General features: G+C 55.9%; 16 protein-coding genes. 10 read left to right on the top strand and 6 right to left on the bottom strand.

Annotation, left to right across the window (positions count from 1 at the left end; genetic code table 11):
- The first annotated feature begins 6 nt into the window (after nt 1–6).
- Complete coding sequence (bcp, locus tag F3J26_RS01080; protein ID WP_008460197.1) at nt 7–477, top strand: thioredoxin-dependent thiol peroxidase; 471 nt, start codon at nt 7–9, stop codon at nt 475–477.
- Nucleotides 478–533: 56 nt separating this feature from the next.
- On the opposite strand, the gene F3J26_RS01075 is transcribed toward bcp, so the two are convergent.
- Nucleotides 534–1,610: an AI-2E family transporter gene (locus tag F3J26_RS01075; RefSeq protein WP_008460198.1), complete on the bottom strand. Its 1,077-nt coding sequence runs from the start codon at nt 1,608–1,610 to the stop codon at nt 534–536.
- Between the two features lie 202 nt (nt 1,611–1,812).
- Here F3J26_RS01075 and bepA point away from each other — a divergent pair, with 202 nt between their 5' ends.
- Both bepA and arsC read left to right on the top strand, forming a co-directional pair.
- Nucleotides 1,813–3,276, top strand: coding sequence for a beta-barrel assembly-enhancing protease (gene bepA, locus F3J26_RS01070; RefSeq protein ID WP_166990684.1), 1,464 nt, complete (start codon nt 1,813–1,815; stop codon nt 3,274–3,276).
- A gap of 11 nt (nt 3,277–3,287) precedes the next feature.
- On the top strand, nt 3,288–3,644 hold the full coding sequence (gene arsC, locus F3J26_RS01065) for an arsenate reductase (glutaredoxin) (protein ID WP_166990681.1): 357 nt from the start codon (nt 3,288–3,290) through the stop codon (nt 3,642–3,644).
- 32 nt (nt 3,645–3,676) lie between these two features.
- Here arsC and opgB read toward each other — a convergent pair whose 3' ends face one another.
- The gene (opgB, locus tag F3J26_RS01060) at nt 3,677–5,965 is read right to left on the bottom strand and encodes a phosphatidylglycerol--membrane-oligosaccharide glycerophosphotransferase (protein ID WP_166990678.1); all 2,289 of its coding nucleotides are present in this window, start codon (nt 5,963–5,965) and stop codon (nt 3,677–3,679) included.
- A 432-nt stretch (nt 5,966–6,397) separates the two neighbouring features.
- Here opgB and ahpC point away from each other — a divergent pair, with 432 nt between their 5' ends.
- Entirely contained in the window at nt 6,398–6,961 is a 564-nt protein-coding gene (gene ahpC / locus F3J26_RS01055) for an alkyl hydroperoxide reductase subunit C (protein WP_008460202.1), read from the top strand.
- A gap of 77 nt (nt 6,962–7,038) precedes the next feature.
- A complete protein-coding gene (gene ahpF / locus F3J26_RS01050; RefSeq protein WP_008460203.1) occupies nt 7,039–8,607 on the top strand; it encodes an alkyl hydroperoxide reductase subunit F in 1,569 nt (522 codons plus the stop codon).
- Between the two features lie 81 nt (nt 8,608–8,688).
- Here the strand turns inward: ahpF and cysS are convergent, their stop codons facing one another.
- Nucleotides 8,689–10,074, bottom strand: coding sequence for a cysteine--tRNA ligase (cysS, locus tag F3J26_RS01045; RefSeq protein WP_166990675.1), 1,386 nt, complete (start codon nt 10,072–10,074; stop codon nt 8,689–8,691).
- A gap of 175 nt (nt 10,075–10,249) precedes the next feature.
- On the opposite strand from cysS, the gene ppiB reads away from it, so the two are divergent.
- The 5 genes from ppiB to mnmH all read left to right on the top strand — a co-directional run bounded on the left by ppiB (nt 10,250) and on the right by mnmH (nt 14,407).
- Entirely contained in the window at nt 10,250–10,744 is a 495-nt protein-coding gene (gene ppiB, locus F3J26_RS01040) for a peptidylprolyl isomerase B (RefSeq protein ID WP_008460206.1), read from the top strand.
- Nucleotides 10,744–11,466, top strand: a complete 723-nt coding sequence (lpxH, locus tag F3J26_RS01035) for a UDP-2,3-diacylglucosamine diphosphatase (RefSeq protein WP_166990672.1) — start codon at nt 10,744–10,746, stop codon at nt 11,464–11,466. Before ppiB ends, lpxH begins: the two co-directional genes overlap by 1 nt.
- Nucleotides 11,467–11,606: 140 nt before the next feature.
- A complete protein-coding gene (gene purE / locus F3J26_RS01030) occupies nt 11,607–12,116 on the top strand; it encodes a 5-(carboxyamino)imidazole ribonucleotide mutase (protein ID WP_038480306.1) in 510 nt (169 codons plus the stop codon).
- Nucleotides 12,113–13,183: a 5-(carboxyamino)imidazole ribonucleotide synthase gene (purK, locus tag F3J26_RS01025; RefSeq protein WP_166990669.1), complete on the top strand. Its 1,071-nt coding sequence runs from the start codon at nt 12,113–12,115 to the stop codon at nt 13,181–13,183. Before purE ends, purK begins: the two co-directional genes overlap by 4 nt.
- Nucleotides 13,184–13,309: 126 nt before the next feature.
- Nucleotides 13,310–14,407, top strand: a complete 1,098-nt coding sequence (gene mnmH / locus F3J26_RS01020; RefSeq protein ID WP_166990666.1) for a tRNA 2-selenouridine(34) synthase MnmH — start codon at nt 13,310–13,312, stop codon at nt 14,405–14,407.
- Here the strand turns inward: mnmH and F3J26_RS01015 are convergent.
- From F3J26_RS01015 to F3J26_RS01005, 3 genes are all read right to left on the bottom strand, one after another.
- The gene (locus F3J26_RS01015) at nt 14,397–15,605 is read right to left on the bottom strand and encodes an MFS transporter (RefSeq protein WP_166990663.1); all 1,209 of its coding nucleotides are present in this window, start codon (nt 15,603–15,605) and stop codon (nt 14,397–14,399) included. The two genes, mnmH and F3J26_RS01015, sit on opposite strands and share 11 nt — an antisense overlap.
- Before the next feature lie 288 nt (nt 15,606–15,893).
- Nucleotides 15,894–16,112, bottom strand: coding sequence for a hypothetical protein (locus tag F3J26_RS01010; protein WP_286180173.1), 219 nt, complete (start codon nt 16,110–16,112; stop codon nt 15,894–15,896).
- 77 nt (nt 16,113–16,189) lie between these two features.
- Nucleotides 16,190–16,861 carry a hypothetical protein gene (locus F3J26_RS01005; RefSeq protein WP_166990657.1) on the bottom strand — a complete coding sequence of 224 codons (672 nt, stop codon included), beginning with the start codon at nt 16,859–16,861 and terminating at the stop codon, nt 16,190–16,192.
- Nucleotides 16,862–16,886 lie beyond the last annotated feature (25 nt).

Genomic DNA, 16,886 nt, shown 5'->3' with positions numbered 1-16,886 from the left:
GTAGTGATGAGCCCACTGAAAGCCGGTGATATTGCACCGAAATTTAGCTTGCCCGATCAGGACGGCGAACAAGTAAATTTAACCGACTTCCAGGGACAGAGAGTTCTGGTTTATTTCTATCCAAAAGCGATGACACCAGGCTGCACCGTGCAGGCATGTGGTTTGCGCGACAACATGGATGAGTTGAAAAAGCGTGGCGTGGAAGTGCTGGGCATCAGCACCGACAAGCCGGAAAAACTTTCCCGTTTTGCCGAGAAAGAGCTGCTTAACTTCACCCTGCTTTCTGATGAAGACCACGAGGTTTGCAATCAATTTGGCGTGTGGGGCGAGAAATCTTTTATGGGTAAAACCTACGACGGCATTCACCGCATCAGCTTCCTGCTGGACGGCGACGGTAAAGTGGAAAAGGTGTTTGACGATTTCAAAACCAGCAACCACCACGATATCGTTGTGAACTGGCTGACCGAAAACGCCTAAGTACAGATAAAGAACAGATAAAAAAGCCGACATCTTAGTCGGCTTTTTTCTTCCTGTTATTCCCGACTCGTCGCGTCATCCACCGCTGAAGCATCCGGCCAGGCGTGAACCACGGCTTTAATCAGCGTTGCCAGCGGGATTGCAAAGAACACGCCCCAGAATCCCCACAGCCCGCCAAAAATCACCACTGACAGAATAATCACCAGCGGATGAAGATTCACCGCCTCCGAGAACAGCACCGGCACCAGCAGGTTGCCGTCCAGCGCCTGAATAATGAGATACACGCCAAAGAGCGTCCAAAACTCAGTGCCCAGGCCAAACTGGAACAGCGCCACGCAAATCACCGGAATAGTGACCACAAACGCGCCGATGTAAGGAATTAGCACCGAGAAGCCAACCAGCACCGCCAGCAGCAGCGAGTAATTCAGCCCGAAAATAATAAAGCCGATATAGGTCGCCACGCCCACGACAATCATCTCCAGCACTTTGCCGCGAATATAGTTGGTGATTTGCTGGTTCATCTCCAGCCAGACTTGCCCGGCCAGACCACGGTTGCGCGGCAGAACACGGCGCACGGCATTCAGCATCTGCTCTTTGTCCTTCACCAGGAAGAACACCATCAGCGGCACCAGAATCAGGTAAATAGCCAATGTCAGCAGCCCAACCAACGACGCCAGCGAGAATTTCACCACCTGGTCGCCCATGCCGGAAAGCCGACTGCGAACGTTTTCGGCCATGGCGTCAATAATGCCCGCATCCACCAGCGCCGGATAACGCTTCGGCAATGTGGCGGCAAAATCGGAAAGTTTGTTGAGCATCCCCGGCATATCACGAATCAGGTTGATGCCCTGCTGCCAGGCGACGGGCGCCACAAACAGCACCATCAGCAGCAAAATGCCGACAAACAGCACCAGCACAATGGTGGTGGCCCACGTTCGGGAACAGCCAATACGCTCGAGGCGTACCGTAGGCCACTCAAGCAAATAGGCCAGAACGATGGCAACCAGCAGCGGTGCCAGCAGACCGTGCAGGAAGAACAGGATGCAAAAACCCGCCACCAGAATAACCAACAGGGCAATCGCCTCCGGGTCGCTGAAGCGACGGCGATACCACTGCAACAACATGTCGAGCATACATCCCTTCCGTGAAGTTTTTTTTGATGCCGAATTGTATCGAAATGTCACCGCAAAGACTTTGCTTTTTACGGCGGATTACAAAGGAGAATCCACCAAATAAAATCTTCGCAGCTTCAACGCCCTACAGTACACTTCTTTAAGCGAACAAACTTGTACTCATCGTGTCAAAATCTGACAACGACTAAACGGGACAGTAGTTATGGTTAGGCAGTTGAAAAAGACCCTGATTGCAACACTTACGGCCTCGCTGCTGGTAGGAACCCTACTGCCAGCGCGCGCGGATGTGACTGACCAACTCCCAGATATGGGAACATCCGCGGGCAGCACGCTGTCTATCGCGCAGGAAATGCAGATGGGCGATTTTTACGTCCGCCAGCTGCGCGGTAGCGCCCCGCTGATTAACGATCCGCTGCTGACGCAGTACATCAACTCACTGGGCATGAGGCTGGTTAGCCACGCCAATTCGGTGAAGACCCCGTTCCACTTCTTCCTGATCAACAACGACGAAATCAACGCCTTCGCCTTCTTCGGCGGCAATGTGGTACTGCACTCGGCGCTGTTCCGTTATGCCGATACGGAAAGCCAGCTGGCTTCTGTTATGGCTCACGAAATCTCCCACGTCACCCAGCGCCACCTCGCGCGTGCGATGGAAGATCAAAAGAAAAATGCGCCGCTGACCTGGGTGGGAGCCTTAGGCTCAATTCTGCTGGCGATGGCCAGCCCCCAGGCCGGGATGGCCGCCCTGTCCGGAACGCTGGCCGGGACGCAACAAGGCATGATCAGCTTTACGCAGCAGAATGAGCAGGAAGCTGACCGCATCGGTATTCAGGTACTCCAGCGTTCGGGGTTTGATCCTCAGGCGATGCCCGGCTTCCTCGAAAAGCTGCTCGATCAGGCCCGCTACTCCTCTCGTCCACCGGAAATTCTGCTGACCCACCCATTGCCGGAAAGCCGCCTGGCGGATGCCCGCAACCGCGCCAACCAAATGCGTCCGGTGGTGGTTCAGTCCTCGGAAAGTTTCTACATGGCAAAGGTTCGCACCCTGGGGATGTATAACTCGGGCCGCAATCAGCTAACCCCGGATCTGCTGGATGCCTGGTCAAAAGGCAACGTGCGTGAGCAAAACGCGGCGCAATATGGTCGCGCGCTGCAGGCTTTGCAGGCGGATAAATACGACGAGGCAAGAAAAACGCTTCAGCCACTGATTAACGCCCAGCCGGGCAACCCGTGGTATCTCGATCTGGCCACCGATATCGATCTCGGCCAGCACAAAGCCAACGACGCGATCAACCGGCTGAAAAACGCCCCGGACCTGAAGAATAACCCGGTGCTGCAGCTGAACCTCGCCAATGCTTATCTGGAAGGCGGGCAGACCGCCGAGGCAGCAACGCAGCTTAATCGCTACACGTTCGCTCACCCTGACGACACCAACGGCTGGGATTTATTGGCTCAGGCTCAGGGGAAACTGGGCAACCGCGATCAGGAGTTAGCGGCTCGCGCTGAAGTCATGGCGCTCAATGGCCGCCTGGATCAGGCCATTTCAATGCTCAGTAGCGCCAGCTCGCAGGTGAAACTCGGCAGTCTGCAGCAGGCGAGGTACGACGCCCGGATCGATCAGCTGCGCCAGCTTCAGCAGCGCTTTAAACCTTATATGAAGATGTAACAGGAGTCCGTATGTCCACGAAGGTCGAAATTTATCACAACCCGCGCTGCTCCAAGAGCCGTGAAACGCTGAACCTGTTGAAGGAAAAGGGCGTCGAGCCAGAAGTGGTGCTCTACCTTGAAACGCCGCCGGATGCAGCCACCGTCAAATCGCTGCTGAAGAAACTGGGCTTTACCAGCGCCCGGGAGCTGATGCGCCGCAAAGAAGACTTGTACAAAGCACTGAAGCTGGACGACGCCAGCCTCAGCGAAGAAGCGCTCATTCAGGCGATGATTGAGCACCCGAAACTTATCGAGCGCCCAATCGTACTGGCCAACGGCAAAGCCCGCATTGGCCGCCCGCCGGAACAGGTGCTCGAGATCCTCTGACCTGCCCCGCCCGTTCCCTCTCCGGGAACGGGTTAGCCGCTCACCGGCACAATTTTCAGCTCAGCCAGCCCCACGCCAATCTTACGCGGTTCATGCCCCAGAATATTGCCTTCGTTGGACAGCTGCGGCTTCGGCGGCTCAATAGTCAGCACTTTGCTGCCTGCCGGGTTATCAAAACGCAGCGTGACGGTAGAAAGCTGGTCGCCAAAAGTAATGGTTTGCTCTTCATCACCCACCTTAACCGAAACCGGCTCGCCGACGTTTGGCCCAAAGGCTTTGGCCACCAGCACCAGATCAAACGTGGTCGGCAGCGGATCCTGATACTCAATGGTCACCACGGGCGCCATATTGGCGTTCGACCAGCGGCCCCAGGCTTCCGGGCGTGAAATGCCGCTGTACTGCTTCACGCTCTGCGGTGCTCCGGCCACGTTAAAGATAAAGCTGTCCGCCTGGTAGCGAATGTTGTTCTCATCCGCCTTCAGCAGAGCCACATTATTTTTGAAACGATCGTTACTCAGCGTTTGCTCGTCAAACTGCACGTTGTATTCATCCAGCGGTTTGTCCACCAGCCGCACAGTTGGCTCTCCACCAAGCTGCCCCTGGGCCACGCACAGCCCGGTAGAAAGCGCGAGCTGCGGTTCCCACAGGCGCGCCATTTTGTAGCAGCGGTCAGCCCAGATAAACCGGTCATCGCTTTTAAAATCCGCCAGCTGATAGCGCAGCGGCGCGGAGTACTCGCTTTCCGGCAGCGGTTCAATTTTGCCTTTACCGATTTTCAGCAATAACGGCAGCTTGAAGTGCGCGCCAGAATAACTGAACGTGTTCTTCTTCTGATCGATGCTGTAGCGGCTGATGGTTTTCGGGAAGTTCCACAGATCGATCACGTCCGGTTTCCACTCGGTAACCTTCTCTTTCAGGTTGGTAAAGACCATCGACAGAGACTCGCCCGACAGGCTGCTGCGCCCCAGGCCGATGTAGTTCCCTCCGCCGAGGATATCCAGCACCGTCGCGCCGTTATCCATCGTGTTACGCTTCACGGCTTTTATTTCCGCCTGCGGTTTATCGCCGCGAATGACAAAGAACAGGTTCTGCCTGTCCTGCTTCGTCAGGTATTTATACGCCGTGTTGTTCATCGCCAGATGGTCGGAAGAGACCACGATCACCGTGTTACGGAAATACGGCGAGGCTTTGATTTTGTCTATCAGCGCCGCGATATGCTCCTGGCTGCAGGAAACGGCGCTGAAAGATCGGTTTTCTTTGCCCCCGTAGCTGTAGCTGCGGCGGTTACAGGTTTTCGAGATAAAGCCATCGGGATGATGGGTATCGACCGTCAGGGTAAACAGCGAGAAACGCTTCCCGGCTTTAGAAAGCTCGATAAACTTGTCATAAGCTTCGTCCAGCACCGTATCGTCGTAAAAGCCCCAGTTATTCTTGTAATTCGGGTCCGCCACCATTCCCTTCAGCTCCTGCGCGCCGTACATATGCTCGAAGCCGTGGGACTGCAGGAAAATGTCTTTACCCGCAAAGCGCAGGTCCGCGCCCTGGATAAAGTAGTTTTGATAGCCGGATGCCTTAAGAATATCCCCGAGGCAGATGTTCTTCGGGAAGAAGCTCGACATTGACGCCGAGGAGTTCCCCTCGAAAGGTGCAAACAGCGGGATCCCGCACTGCGAGGCCACAATGCCCGCAATGGTGTAGTCCATCCCCGCCATCTGCCCGGTATGGCTGAAATCTATTGCCTGGCTTTTCAGAGCGTTCAGCTCGGGCGCTAAGCCGGGAAACGTCTGCTCATCAAAATAGGTGCGTTCCAGACTTTCGCCGTAGATATAAACCAGGTTGAGCTTCGGCTGTTTAATGGTGCCTTCCGGGACTTTATACCAGTCGGCAAAGTCAGACGTGCCGGTGCGGGTCTGGGATTTAATCAGCGACACCACCTGCTGGTAGGCAGGCGTTGTTTTGATTGAAAACAGGGCCAGAAACAGCGCCAGGGCACTGTAGCCCAAATGATGAGGATGATTCTTCCGGCGTAAAATCCAGGTCAGACCGCCAAAAATCGCAATCAACCCGACGGCGAGGCCCAGCCCAGGCAAAATGTATTTGCCGACGCCCGCGCCTGTCATGCTGCTGGTGAGCGTATAGAGCACCGCGTCGTTAATGCCTTCGCCGGTAAAATAATTACTGGCCAGCAACGTCACGTTGAGCACGATAAACAGGCCGAGCATCAGCAGGATGATCGACAGCCACCAGATATTTCGACCCGCCTTTACCGCATATACGGCAATAGCTGCCAAAAACAGCACCAAAGAAAGCAATTCGGACAATGCCAATACCTCAACCCTCGCGCAGCCTGGCGCGATTATTCATGCAGAAAAATAACAGCCGGTAATTTAACCTTACCGTCATATAGCTGCAATTCCCCTGACATTACTTTGCTCACCAGCTCGACTTTTCAGAATATCCCGCGAATTTTAGGACTGATGACCTTTAATAGTTTTCAACGATTACAACCATCGCTACTACAACGAACCGGGGAATTGACCTTTTTAAGGCTAAAGTGCTGTAATTTCGCCGCTGTTATAATTTTTTAAAGTGGAATTGTAACGCGCAACACCGGCCACCCCGCAACGGGTGGCCTTTTTTATGCCCGCCGCATAGCTGTTAGGAAATACCTCTTGATTCAATAAAGCCTACCCATTAGTGACGCAGTTCAAAATTCGGTACCTTTCTCCCATCGCAAAACGGAGGAAGTTTAGATGTCTTTAATTAATACCAAAATCAAACCATTCAAAAACCAAGCTTTTAAAAACGGCGAATTCGTTGAAGTTACGGAAAAAGATACCGAAGGCCGCTGGAGCGTTTTCTTCTTCTACCCGGCTGACTTCACTTTCGTTTGCCCGACCGAACTGGGCGACGTGGCTGACCACTACGAAGAACTGCAGAAACTGGGCGTAGACGTGTATTCCGTTTCTACCGACACCCATTTCACCCACAAAGCGTGGCACGGCAGCTCTGAAACCATCGCTAAAATCAAATACGCGATGATCGGCGACCCAACCGGCGCACTGACCCGTAACTTCGAAAACATGCGTGAAGACGAAGGTCTGGCAGACCGCGCTACCTTCGTGGTTGACCCACAGGGCATCATCCAGGCTATCGAAGTGACCGCCGAAGGCATTGGCCGTGACGCGTCTGACCTGCTTCGTAAAGTGAAAGCGGCTCAGTACGTGGCTTCTCACCCAGGCGAAGTTTGCCCGGCTAAATGGAAAGAAGGTGAAGCGACTCTGGCTCCATCTCTGGACCTGGTCGGCAAAATCTAAGTTTTACCCGCGTTACCCTCTTTTATTTTACGGCTGCTCCGGCAGCCGTTTTTTTCTCGCCACCAGGGAGACTGACCATGCTCGACACAACAATGAAAACCCAGCTCAAAGCCTATCTTGAGAGACTAACGAAACCTGTTGAGTTGATTGCCACGCTGGACGACGGCGCGAAATCATCTGAAGTAAAAGAACTGCTGGCAGACATCGCTGAGTTATCCGATAAAGTTTCTTTCAGCATTAATAACGACCTGCCAGTGCGCAAACCGTCGTTTTTAATCACTAACCCAGGCTCAAGCCAGGGCCCGCGCTTTGCCGGCTCTCCTCTGGGTCACGAATTCACTTCCCTGGTGCTGGCTTTGCTCCAGGTCGGCGGTCACCCGTCCAAAGAATCTCAGGATCTGCTGGCACAAATCCGTGAGATCGACGGTGACTTCCACTTTGAAACCTATTATTCCCTCTCCTGCCACAACTGCCCGGACGTTGTGCAGGCGCTGAACCTGATGAGCGTGCTGAATCCGCGCATCACCCATACTGCTATCGACGGCGGCGTTTACCAGAATGAAATTCAGGCACGCAATGTGATGGGCGTGCCTGCCGTGTTCCTGAACGGCAAAGAATTTGGTCAGGGCCGCATGACGCTGGCTGAAATCGTGGGCAAAATTGATACCGGCGCAGAAAAACGCGCGGCGGAAGCGCTGAACCAGCGTGAGGCTTATGACGTGCTGATCGTCGGCAGCGGCCCTGCGGGCGCGGCGGCGGCGGTCTATGCGGCGCGTAAAGGCATCCGTACTGGCCTGATGGGCGAACGCTTCGGCGGCCAGGTGTTGGATACCGTGGATATCGAAAACTACATTTCCGTGCCGAAAACCGAAGGCCAGAAGCTGGCGGGCGCGCTGAAAGCCCACGTGGACGACTATGACGTGGACGTGATCGACACCCAAAGCGCCAGCAAGCTTATCCCGGCGAAAACCGAAGGCGGCCTGCACCAGATCCAAACGGCATCAGGCGCCACGCTGAAAGCACGCAGCATTATCGTGGCGACCGGCGCAAAATGGCGCAACATGAACGTGCCGGGTGAAGATCAGTACCGTACCAAAGGCGTGACTTACTGCCCGCACTGCGACGGCCCGTTGTTCAAAGGCAAGCGCGTGGCGGTCATCGGCGGCGGGAACTCCGGCGTGGAAGCGGCCATTGACCTGGCGGGTATCGTTGAGCACGTCACCCTGCTGGAATTTGCCCCGGAAATGAAGGCCGATCAGGTTCTGCAGAACAAAGTACGCAGCCTGAAAAACGTCGACATCGTGCTGAACGCCCAGACGCTGGAAGTGAAAGGCGACGGCAGCAAAGTGACCGGCCTGCAGTATAAAGACCGCGTGACCGAAAGCGTGCATGACGTTGCCCTGGCCGGCATCTTCGTGCAAATCGGCCTGCTGCCGAATACCACCTGGCTGGAAGGCAGCGTGGAACGCAACCGCATGGGTGAAATTATCATCGACGCGAAATGCGAAACCACCGTCAAAGGCGTATTCGCTGCAGGCGACTGCACCACCGTGCCTTACAAACAGATCATCATCGCCACCGGCGAAGGCGCGAAAGCCTCCCTGAGCGCGTTTGATTACCTGATTCGCACCTCAGCCCCGGAATAAAGTACCTGCCAATATGGCCGCGCCACAGCGGCCAGCCATAAAAAAAGCGGCTCATTGAGCCGCTTTTTCACGTTCTAAATGTTACTTACGACGCCAGGTTGTGCCGCCCGCGCCATCTTCCAGCACAATGCCCATCTCGTTCAGACGGTCACGCGCCTGGTCCGCCAGCGCCCAGTCTTTCGACTGACGCGCATCGTTACGCTGCTTGATCAGCGCTTCGATTTCCGCCACTTCGCCGTCGTCCGCCTGCGCGCCGCCCTGCAGGAACAGCTCCGGATCCTGCTCCAGCAGGCCCAGAATTGCGGAGAGCTTACGCAGCGCCGCCGCCAGTCCGTTTGCCGCCGCAAGATCTTCCGCTTTAAGGCGGTTCACTTCGCGGGCCATATCGAACAGCACGGAGTAGGCTTCCGGGGTGTTGAAGTCATCGTCCATCGCTTCGCGGAAGCGGGCTTCGAAGGCTTCGCCCCCGGCTGGCGCCACGCTACTGTCGGTCCCACGCAGCGAGGTGTACAGACGCTCCAGCGCCGAGCGAGCCTGTTTCAGGTTCTCTTCACTGTAGTTGAGCTGGCTGCGGTAGTGGCCGGACATCAGGAAGTAACGCACGGTTTCCGCGTCGTAATACTTCAGCACGTCACGCACGGTAAAGAAGTTACCCAGGGATTTGGACATCTTCTCGCGGTCAACCATCACCATCCCGGAGTGCATCCAGGTGTTGACGTACTCGCCGTCGTGGGCACAGGTAGACTGCGCGATTTCGTTCTCGTGGTGCGGGAACATCAGATCGGAGCCGCCGCCGTGAATATCAAAGTGGTTGCCCAGCTCTTTGCAGTTCATGGCGGAACATTCGATATGCCAGCCCGGCCGGCCTTCGCCCCACGGAGACGTCCACGCAGGCTCGCCTGGCTTGGACATTTTCCACAGCACGAAGTCCATTGGGTTGCGCTTAACGTCAACCACGTCCACGCGTGCACCCGCCTGAAGCTGATCCAGATCCTGGCGAGACAGCAGGCCATAATTCGGGTCGGTCAGCACCGAGAACATCACATCGCCGTTTTCCGCAACATAGGCGTGATCGCGGGCCAGCAGCTGTTCAACAATTTCGATGATTTCCGGAATGTGTTTGGTCGCACGCGGCTCGCTGTTCGGGCGTGAAATGTTCAGCGCGTCGAAATCTTTGTGCATTTCGACGACCATGCGGTCGACCAGCGCCACAAAGTCTTCGCCATTTTCATGGGCGCGCTTAATGATTTTATCGTCGATGTCGGTGATGTTACGCACGTAGTTCAGCTCATAGCCGAGAGAACGCAGGTAGCGCGCCACCACGTCGAACGCAACAAAAGTACGGCCATGGCCGATATGACAGAGATCGTAAACGGTGATACCACACACGTACATGCCTACCTTTCCGGCATGAATAGGTTTGAATTCCTCTTTTTGGCGAGTCAGTGTATTAAATATTTTTAACATCAGGGGATTCCATGTAAGCGTGTGGAAGAATACTCCCGGTTATCTTACCCGATTATTTTCCCCGACGGCAGTCTGCTTTGCATTACTGACTATGATGTAGCGTTATGCTATAACAGCGTGCTGGTACGATGGCACCGTTTGCCGCCGTACTCTCTGACACTCATAGGATGCAAGCATGGTTACTTTTCACACTAATCACGGCGACATCGTCATCAAAACTTTTGATGATAAAGCGCCTGTTACCGTTAAAAACTTCCTGGACTACTGCCGCGAAGGCTTCTACAACAACACCATTTTCCACCGTGTGATCAACGGCTTTATGATCCAGGGCGGCGGTTTCGAACCGGGTATGAAGCAGAAAGCGACCAAAGACACCATTCAGAACGAAGCGAATAACGGCCTGAAAAACACCCGCGGTACGCTGGCAATGGCTCGTACCCAGGCTCCGCACTCTGCCACCGCACAGTTCTTCATCAACGTTGCCGACAACGACTTCCTGAACTTCAGCGGCGAAAGCCTGCAGGGTTGGGGCTACTGCGTGTTCGCAGAAGTGGTCGAAGGGATGGACGTGGTTGAGAAAATCAAAGCCGTTTCCACTGGCCGCAGCGGTATGCACCAGGATGTACCGAAAGAAGACGTTATTATCGAAAGCGTGACCGTCAGCGAATAATGTCGACGCTGTTTATTGCAGATTTACACCTCTGCCCAGAAGAACCGGCGATCACCGCCGGTTTTCTGCGTTTCTTATCCGGTGAAGCCCGCCAGGCGGATGCGCTCTACATTCTTGGCGATCTGTTCGAAGCCTGGATTGGCGACGACGCCCCGGAGCCGCTCTACCAGCAAATCGCCGCGGCCATTAAAGCGGTGGTTGATACCGGCATTCCCTGCTATTTCATTCACGGCAACCGGGACTTTTTACTCGGCAAGCGCTACGCCAAAGCCAGCGGCATGACGCTGCTGCCGGAAGAAAAGCTCATCGATGTTTATGGCCGCAACATACTGATCATGCACGGCGACACGCTGTGTACCGACGACGAAGGCTATCAGGCGTTTCGCCGCAAGGTGCATCAGCCGTGGCTGCAGAAGCTCTACCTTGCCCTGCCGCTGTTTATTCGCCAGCGTATCGCCGACCGCATGCGCGCCGACAGCCAGGCGGCGAATAATATGAAGTCGCTGGAGATCATGGATGTGAACCCGCAGGCTGTGGTCGACGCCCTCACCCGCCACAATGTTCAATGGCTGATTCACGGGCATACCCATCGCCCGGCGATTCACGAACTCGAAGCTAACGGCCAACCCGCTTTCCGCTGCGTGTTAGGCGCGTGGCATAAAGAAGGGTCGATGATCAAAGTCACGCCGGAAAACGTCGAGCTGATTCATTTTCCTTTCTGACCTAAAAGCCCGCTTTTTTGCCGATTCGTTAACCACGCAACCGTTTTCCTTGCCGGAAGTTCGTGCTATTCTCTGAGCCCTTCTGATACGGGCGACCGTCGCCCGATGATGTCTGCACACCCACAGGAGTTTTGAGACGCATGTCTTCTGAGCACACCCCGGCGCGTATCGCCATTGTTATGGGTTCCAAAAGTGACTGGGCCACCATGCAGTTCGCCGCTGAAATCCTTACCGCCCTGAATGTCCCTCACCATGTCGAAGTCGTCTCCGCCCACCGCACGCCGGATAAGCTTTTCAGCTTCGCCGAGCAGGCCGAAGCCAATGGCTACCAGGTGATCATCGCCGGAGCCGGTGGCGCAGCGCACCTGCCGGGTATGCTGGCCGCGAAAACCCTGGTCCCGGTGCTGGGTGTGCCGGTTCAAAGCGCTGCTCTGAGCGGCGTGGACAGCCTTTATTCTATCGTCCAGATGCCGCGCGGCATTCCTGTCGGCACGCTGGCTATCGGTAAAGCCGGAGCCGCCAACGCCGCCCTGCTGGCCGCGCAGATCCTGGCCCTGCATGACGCCGACCTGAGCCAGCGCCTTGCGACCTGGCGTCAAACCCAGACCGACGAAGTGCTGGATAATCCGGATCCACGGAGTGAAGCATGAAGCGCGTCTGTGTCTTAGGTAACGGCCAGCTGGGGCGCATGCTCCGCCAGGCCGGTGAGCCGCTGGGCATCGCCGTTTACCCTGTCGGGCTGGACGCCGAGCCGGAAGCCGTGCCGTTCGCCCAAAGCGTAATCACCGCCGAGATTGAGCGCTGGCCGGAAACCGCGCTGACCCGCGAACTGGCGCGCCATAACGCCTTCGTTAACCGCGATATCTTCCCGATCATCGCCGACCGCCTGACGCAAAAGCAGCTGTTCGATAAGCTCGGCCTGGCCACCGCACCGTGGCAGTTGCTCTCCGGCAGCCACGAATGGCAGGACGTGTTCAGCCAGTTGAGCTCTCTGGCTATCGTGAAGCGCCGCGTGGGCGGCTACGATGGCCGCGGCCAGTGGCGCTTACGTGCCGATGAAACCGACCAGCTGCCGGAAGAATGCTACGGCGAATGCATCGTCGAGCAGGGCATTAACTTCTCCGGCGAAGTTTCTCTGGTAGGTGCGCGCGGCCACGACGGCAGCACGGTGTTCTACCCGCTGACCCACAACCTGCACCAGGACGGCATTCTGCGCACCAGCGTTGCCTTCCCGCAGGCCAATGCCGAACAGCAGCGCCAGGCCGAAACCATGCTCACCGCCATTATGAACGAGCTGGGCTACGTCGGCGTGATGGCGATGGAGTGCTTCGTCACGCCAGCCGGCCTGCTGATCAACGAGCTGGCCCCGCGCGTGCACAACAGCGGGCACTGGACGCAAAACGGCGCCTCCATCAGTCAGTTCGAGCTGCACCTGCGCGCCATCGTGGATTTGCCGCTGCCGCAGCCTGTCGTTAATGCCCCGTCGGTGATGGTGAACCTGATCGGCACCGACCTGAACTATGCCTGGCTGAAGCTGCCGCTGGTGCACCTGCACTGGTACGACAAAGACGTTCGTCCGGGCCGTAAAGTCGGGCACCTCAACCTGAACGACACCGACACCGGCCGCCTGAGCGCCTCGCTGGAAGCCCTGGTTCCCCTGCTCCCGGCCGAATACGCCAGCGGCATCGCCTGGGCGCAGAGCAAGCTGGTGAAGTAAAACCGCACCTCGTCTGACCCTCTGTTTGACTTTAGAGGGTCAGACCATTTTCCCCCTTCCCCTTTCCTTTGCCCGACCAGAAGCGCACAATCCCCCCGTTTCGCCGCTTCAGACTAAGGTTATGCCATGGAAAAACGCCCCAACACGCAGGACTACGACCGCCTGCTGCTCAACGACATTCCGCTGATTGACGTTCGCGCCCCGGTAGAGTTCGCTCAGGGTTCAATGCCCGCCGCGCATAACCTACCGCTGATGCTGGACGATGAACGCGCGCAGGTCGGAACGTGCTATAAGCAGCAGGGCCAGCAGGCCGCCGTCGAACTGGGGCACCGGCTGGTAAGCGGCGAGCGAAAAGCCAGCCGAATCGAAAGCTGGCTGGAAAGCTGCCGCCAGCAGCCGGAAGGCTATTTATGCTGTGCCAGAGGCGGAATGCGCAGCCACATCGTGCAGCAGTGGCTGCGGGAAAACGGCCTCGAGTACCCGCTGGTCACCGGCGGCTACAAAGCCCTGCGCCAGCATGCCATGCAGATAATCGACACCCGTTCTCAGTCGCCGATGATTATCGTCAGCGGCAACACCGGCTGCGGTAAAACTATCCTGATCCGCTCGCTGCCGACGGGCGTTGACCTTGAAGGCCTGGCGCACCATCGCGGCTCGTCGTTTGGCCGCACAATTGTCGCCCAGCCCTCTCAAGCCAGTTTCGAAAACAATCTCGCCGTCACCCTGCTGAAAATCAGCCCGGCTGAACCAACCAGGCTGGTTGTGGAGGATGAAGGCCGGATGATTGGCTCCCGCCATATCCCCGAAGCTTTCAGGGAACAGATGCTGCGCTCGCCGATTGTGGCCATTGAGGATCCGTTCGAGCTGCGGCTGGAGCGCCTCCAACACGAATACTTCCGGCAGATGAGCGAGGCGTTTTTATCCGTCAGCGAGGAAGAAACCGCGTGGCGCGATTACGCCGAGTATCTGCACCACGGTCTGTTTGCCATCCGCCGCCGCCTGGGCATGGAACGCTTTCAGCAGTTCACCGCCAGGCTGGACGAAGCCTTGTTAACACAGCGGAAAACCGGCTCCTGCGAAGGCCATCTGGCCTGGCTGTCGCCGCTGCTGAAAGAGTATTACGACCCGATGTATCGCTATCAGCTCAGCCAGAAGGCCGACCAGATCGTCTTCCGGGGGGATTACCAGCAGGTCGAAGCCTGGCTGCGCAGCGTTAACGAGTAGCCGATTTTTCCCCGGCAGCGAGCGTCAGCCCTAGTCCGGTCACCGCCAGCCCGACCAGCGGAATGCCCACCGCCCACGGCAACGTAAACGCCAGCGCGAACAATGCCGTGCCGGTCGCTGGCCCCACCGAGCCCTGCAGATCGCTCACCACTGAAAGTGCCGCCATGTAGGTCGCGCGCAGCCTCGCCGGGGCTAACTTGTTCACCGCCGTCGGGATCAGCGGGCCGGTCATCATCTGGGACAGAGAATAAAGGCAGACCGCCATCATCAGCGTGACGACGTGTGGATGTGCCAATAGCAAAACAAAGGCAGCGATCAGCGCCAAACCCGCACTGAGGGTGATAAATAACGGCGAGCGTCGGGCAAACAGCTTCGTTAAGGCCAGTTGGCCGACCGTGTTAATCCCCGCCCCGAACGCGAACAAATAGCCGATACTGGCCGCGCTCATTCCCATCTGATTGCTGGCATACAGCGGCATGACGGCCTCCACCCAGCTCCCGGAGACGCCCAGCAGCAGCACCCAAATCAGCAGCCCGGCCAGACGGCGGTCCCGAAACGCGGGCAGCAGCGCGCTGAGCCCCTCTTCATCGTCGGCCTCATCGTCCATTCCAGCAGCCAGCGGACGCGTTTCCGCCAGAGAGATCGCCAGCATCAGGCCGCCGATCACCATTCCCGAACCTCCGGCCAGAAAAACGTAGCCCAGCCCCTCTTGCACCAGCACCGCGCCCAACAGCGGCCCGGCAATCGCCCCCGCACCGGAACACACGCGCATGATGCTGAACTGGCGGCGGTGCTCCGAGGCTGGCGTGGCGTCCGCCACCACGGTGTAGATAGTCGGGTGCAGCACGGATTCAAACAGGCCAATAACGATCAGCACGGCAGCGGCGGCAAATACGCCGTGCGCAAAGAACAGCGCAATAAAGCCCGCCCCGACGCCGGTCGCCGAAATAATCAACACGGGCCTTCTGCCCACGCGGTCGGCAATGCCGCCGATAAACGGCGCGGCCACCAGCTCGCCCCCGGCATAGCAGCCGAACAGCAGGCCAATAAACTCCACCGGGATAGCGGCAGACTGCTGCGCCCACAGCGGGAAAAAAGGCACAATCGCGCCGTCGACCAGGCCAACGATGAAATAGAGGATAAAGCCCAGAACGTGGGGCTTGCGGTACGAAACAACGGGGGATGCGAATAGTGCCATGATATTACCCAAGTACAATTACCCCGAATGCCGGGGAGAATATGTACGTTGGATAACGTTAACGTTTACGACTTGCGAGAAGCTGGAGCGATACTAGCCAATCGCCGGGCAAAGGGCAACTGTGAGATTTGGGGCAACCTGGATACAAATTTTCAAAGATACGCCGCCCCCTATGTCACCAAGTTCTCTGAACCGCAAACTATCACCCACACATCAAAACATCTGCGTGGGCTCGGAATAAACATGAAATCTAAATTCAGCTAAAGGTTACAAAAATCCAAATGAGTTTTATTTGGCAAAGAAAAAAAGGAAAGCCAATACTGTCATGATCGCCGCTGCCCATTTCCATTTTTTCGATTGCTCAAAGTAAAAAAATAGCATCTGAGATAGAGATATAAAGAGTAATATTACCCCTGAAAAAACGACATCATTATTGCTGCCATTACCTAATGCCCCCCTGGGAAATGCCGAATCCATATCATATATGACATCATATTTATCAACCATAGATAAATACATCGCAACCATACACAATAGATAAAACAGAACAAGTACAACCCTAATAAACACTCTCATTCTGCCCCCTACTGCAAAACCAGTCTGTTAAAGTGCGGCCAATGCTTGACAATAAAATCACCATATCGCGTATCTTTTTTTATATTTTCCAGACTCGGACTCGTACCACGGTTATATCTCGCCCCAATAATTTTCACATCATTAATACTAAGCCGCGAAGGTAACCTGTCATAGTCGGCAAGTTGGCGTAAATGCATAGCAGCAAGATTGATATTATAGGTGTCTTTTTCAAGGCACTGAGACAGGGAGCGAAGCTCTGATGTGCTCATTGTGTCAGCATCCAGCCCCATAGTTTGAGCGGCAGTACGCAACTGCATACTGACATATCCAAACGAGGTTTTAGCAGGAGGGGAGGTTATTGTGAAATAACGGTCGGTATACGCAGGCCCGCTCCAGTCTATGGCTCGAACCTCAAAAGCAAAACGATCTATGATATTTGGGTCACCGCCTACCTCTATCCAGCAAACACCCGCGAGCAATTCTGGCGGAAGTTTATAGCGAAACGCTGCAGCTCTGATAAGAGTACGATTTTTTTTGACCCATGCATCTTTAAAATCTCGGGCATAAGATCTGCCGCCGCCGAATTTTTCGGGAAGTATTTTCCAGCGAAAGACATCAAGAAAAGTCCATGATGGTGATTTCGTCATCCCTCTACATTGTTGGAAATTACGCATATCCATATAAAAATCTCCATTATTCGGGGGC

Source organism: Enterobacter sp. Ap-867 (assembly GCF_011752855.1).
In the GTDB taxonomy this organism is placed as follows: domain Bacteria; phylum Pseudomonadota; class Gammaproteobacteria; order Enterobacterales; family Enterobacteriaceae; genus Cedecea.
The sequence above is the reverse complement of the archived record's forward strand: the minus strand, read 5'-3'. Positions and strand labels throughout refer to the sequence as shown.

What these genes read in the sequence shown, in the direction of transcription:
- bepA (WP_166990684.1), top strand. Translation starts at nt 1,813, where the DNA reads ATGGTTAGGCAGTTGAAAAAGACCCTGATTGCAACACTTACGGCCTCG.
- ahpF (WP_008460203.1), top strand. Translation starts at nt 7,039, where the DNA reads ATGCTCGACACAACAATGAAAACCCAGCTCAAAGCCTATCTTGAGAGA.
- mnmH (WP_166990666.1), top strand. Translation starts at nt 13,310, where the DNA reads ATGGAAAAACGCCCCAACACGCAGGACTACGACCGCCTGCTGCTCAAC.
- F3J26_RS01005 (WP_166990657.1), bottom strand. Translation starts at nt 16,861, where the DNA reads ATGGATATGCGTAATTTCCAACAATGTAGAGGGATGACGAAATCACCA.
- purE (WP_038480306.1), top strand. Translation starts at nt 11,607, where the DNA reads ATGTCTTCTGAGCACACCCCGGCGCGTATCGCCATTGTTATGGGTTCC.
- bcp (WP_008460197.1), top strand. Translation starts at nt 7, where the DNA reads ATGAGCCCACTGAAAGCCGGTGATATTGCACCGAAATTTAGCTTGCCC.
- ppiB (WP_008460206.1), top strand. Translation starts at nt 10,250, where the DNA reads ATGGTTACTTTTCACACTAATCACGGCGACATCGTCATCAAAACTTTT.
- F3J26_RS01010 (WP_286180173.1), bottom strand. Translation starts at nt 16,112, where the DNA reads ATGGTTGATAAATATGATGTCATATATGATATGGATTCGGCATTTCCC.
- arsC (WP_166990681.1), top strand. Translation starts at nt 3,288, where the DNA reads ATGTCCACGAAGGTCGAAATTTATCACAACCCGCGCTGCTCCAAGAGC.
- lpxH (WP_166990672.1), top strand. Translation starts at nt 10,744, where the DNA reads ATGTCGACGCTGTTTATTGCAGATTTACACCTCTGCCCAGAAGAACCG.
- ahpC (WP_008460202.1), top strand. Translation starts at nt 6,398, where the DNA reads ATGTCTTTAATTAATACCAAAATCAAACCATTCAAAAACCAAGCTTTT.
- cysS (WP_166990675.1), bottom strand. Translation starts at nt 10,074, where the DNA reads ATGTTAAAAATATTTAATACACTGACTCGCCAAAAAGAGGAATTCAAA.
- F3J26_RS01075 (WP_008460198.1), bottom strand. Translation starts at nt 1,610, where the DNA reads ATGCTCGACATGTTGTTGCAGTGGTATCGCCGTCGCTTCAGCGACCCG.
- F3J26_RS01015 (WP_166990663.1), bottom strand. Translation starts at nt 15,605, where the DNA reads ATGGCACTATTCGCATCCCCCGTTGTTTCGTACCGCAAGCCCCACGTT.
- purK (WP_166990669.1), top strand. Translation starts at nt 12,113, where the DNA reads ATGAAGCGCGTCTGTGTCTTAGGTAACGGCCAGCTGGGGCGCATGCTC.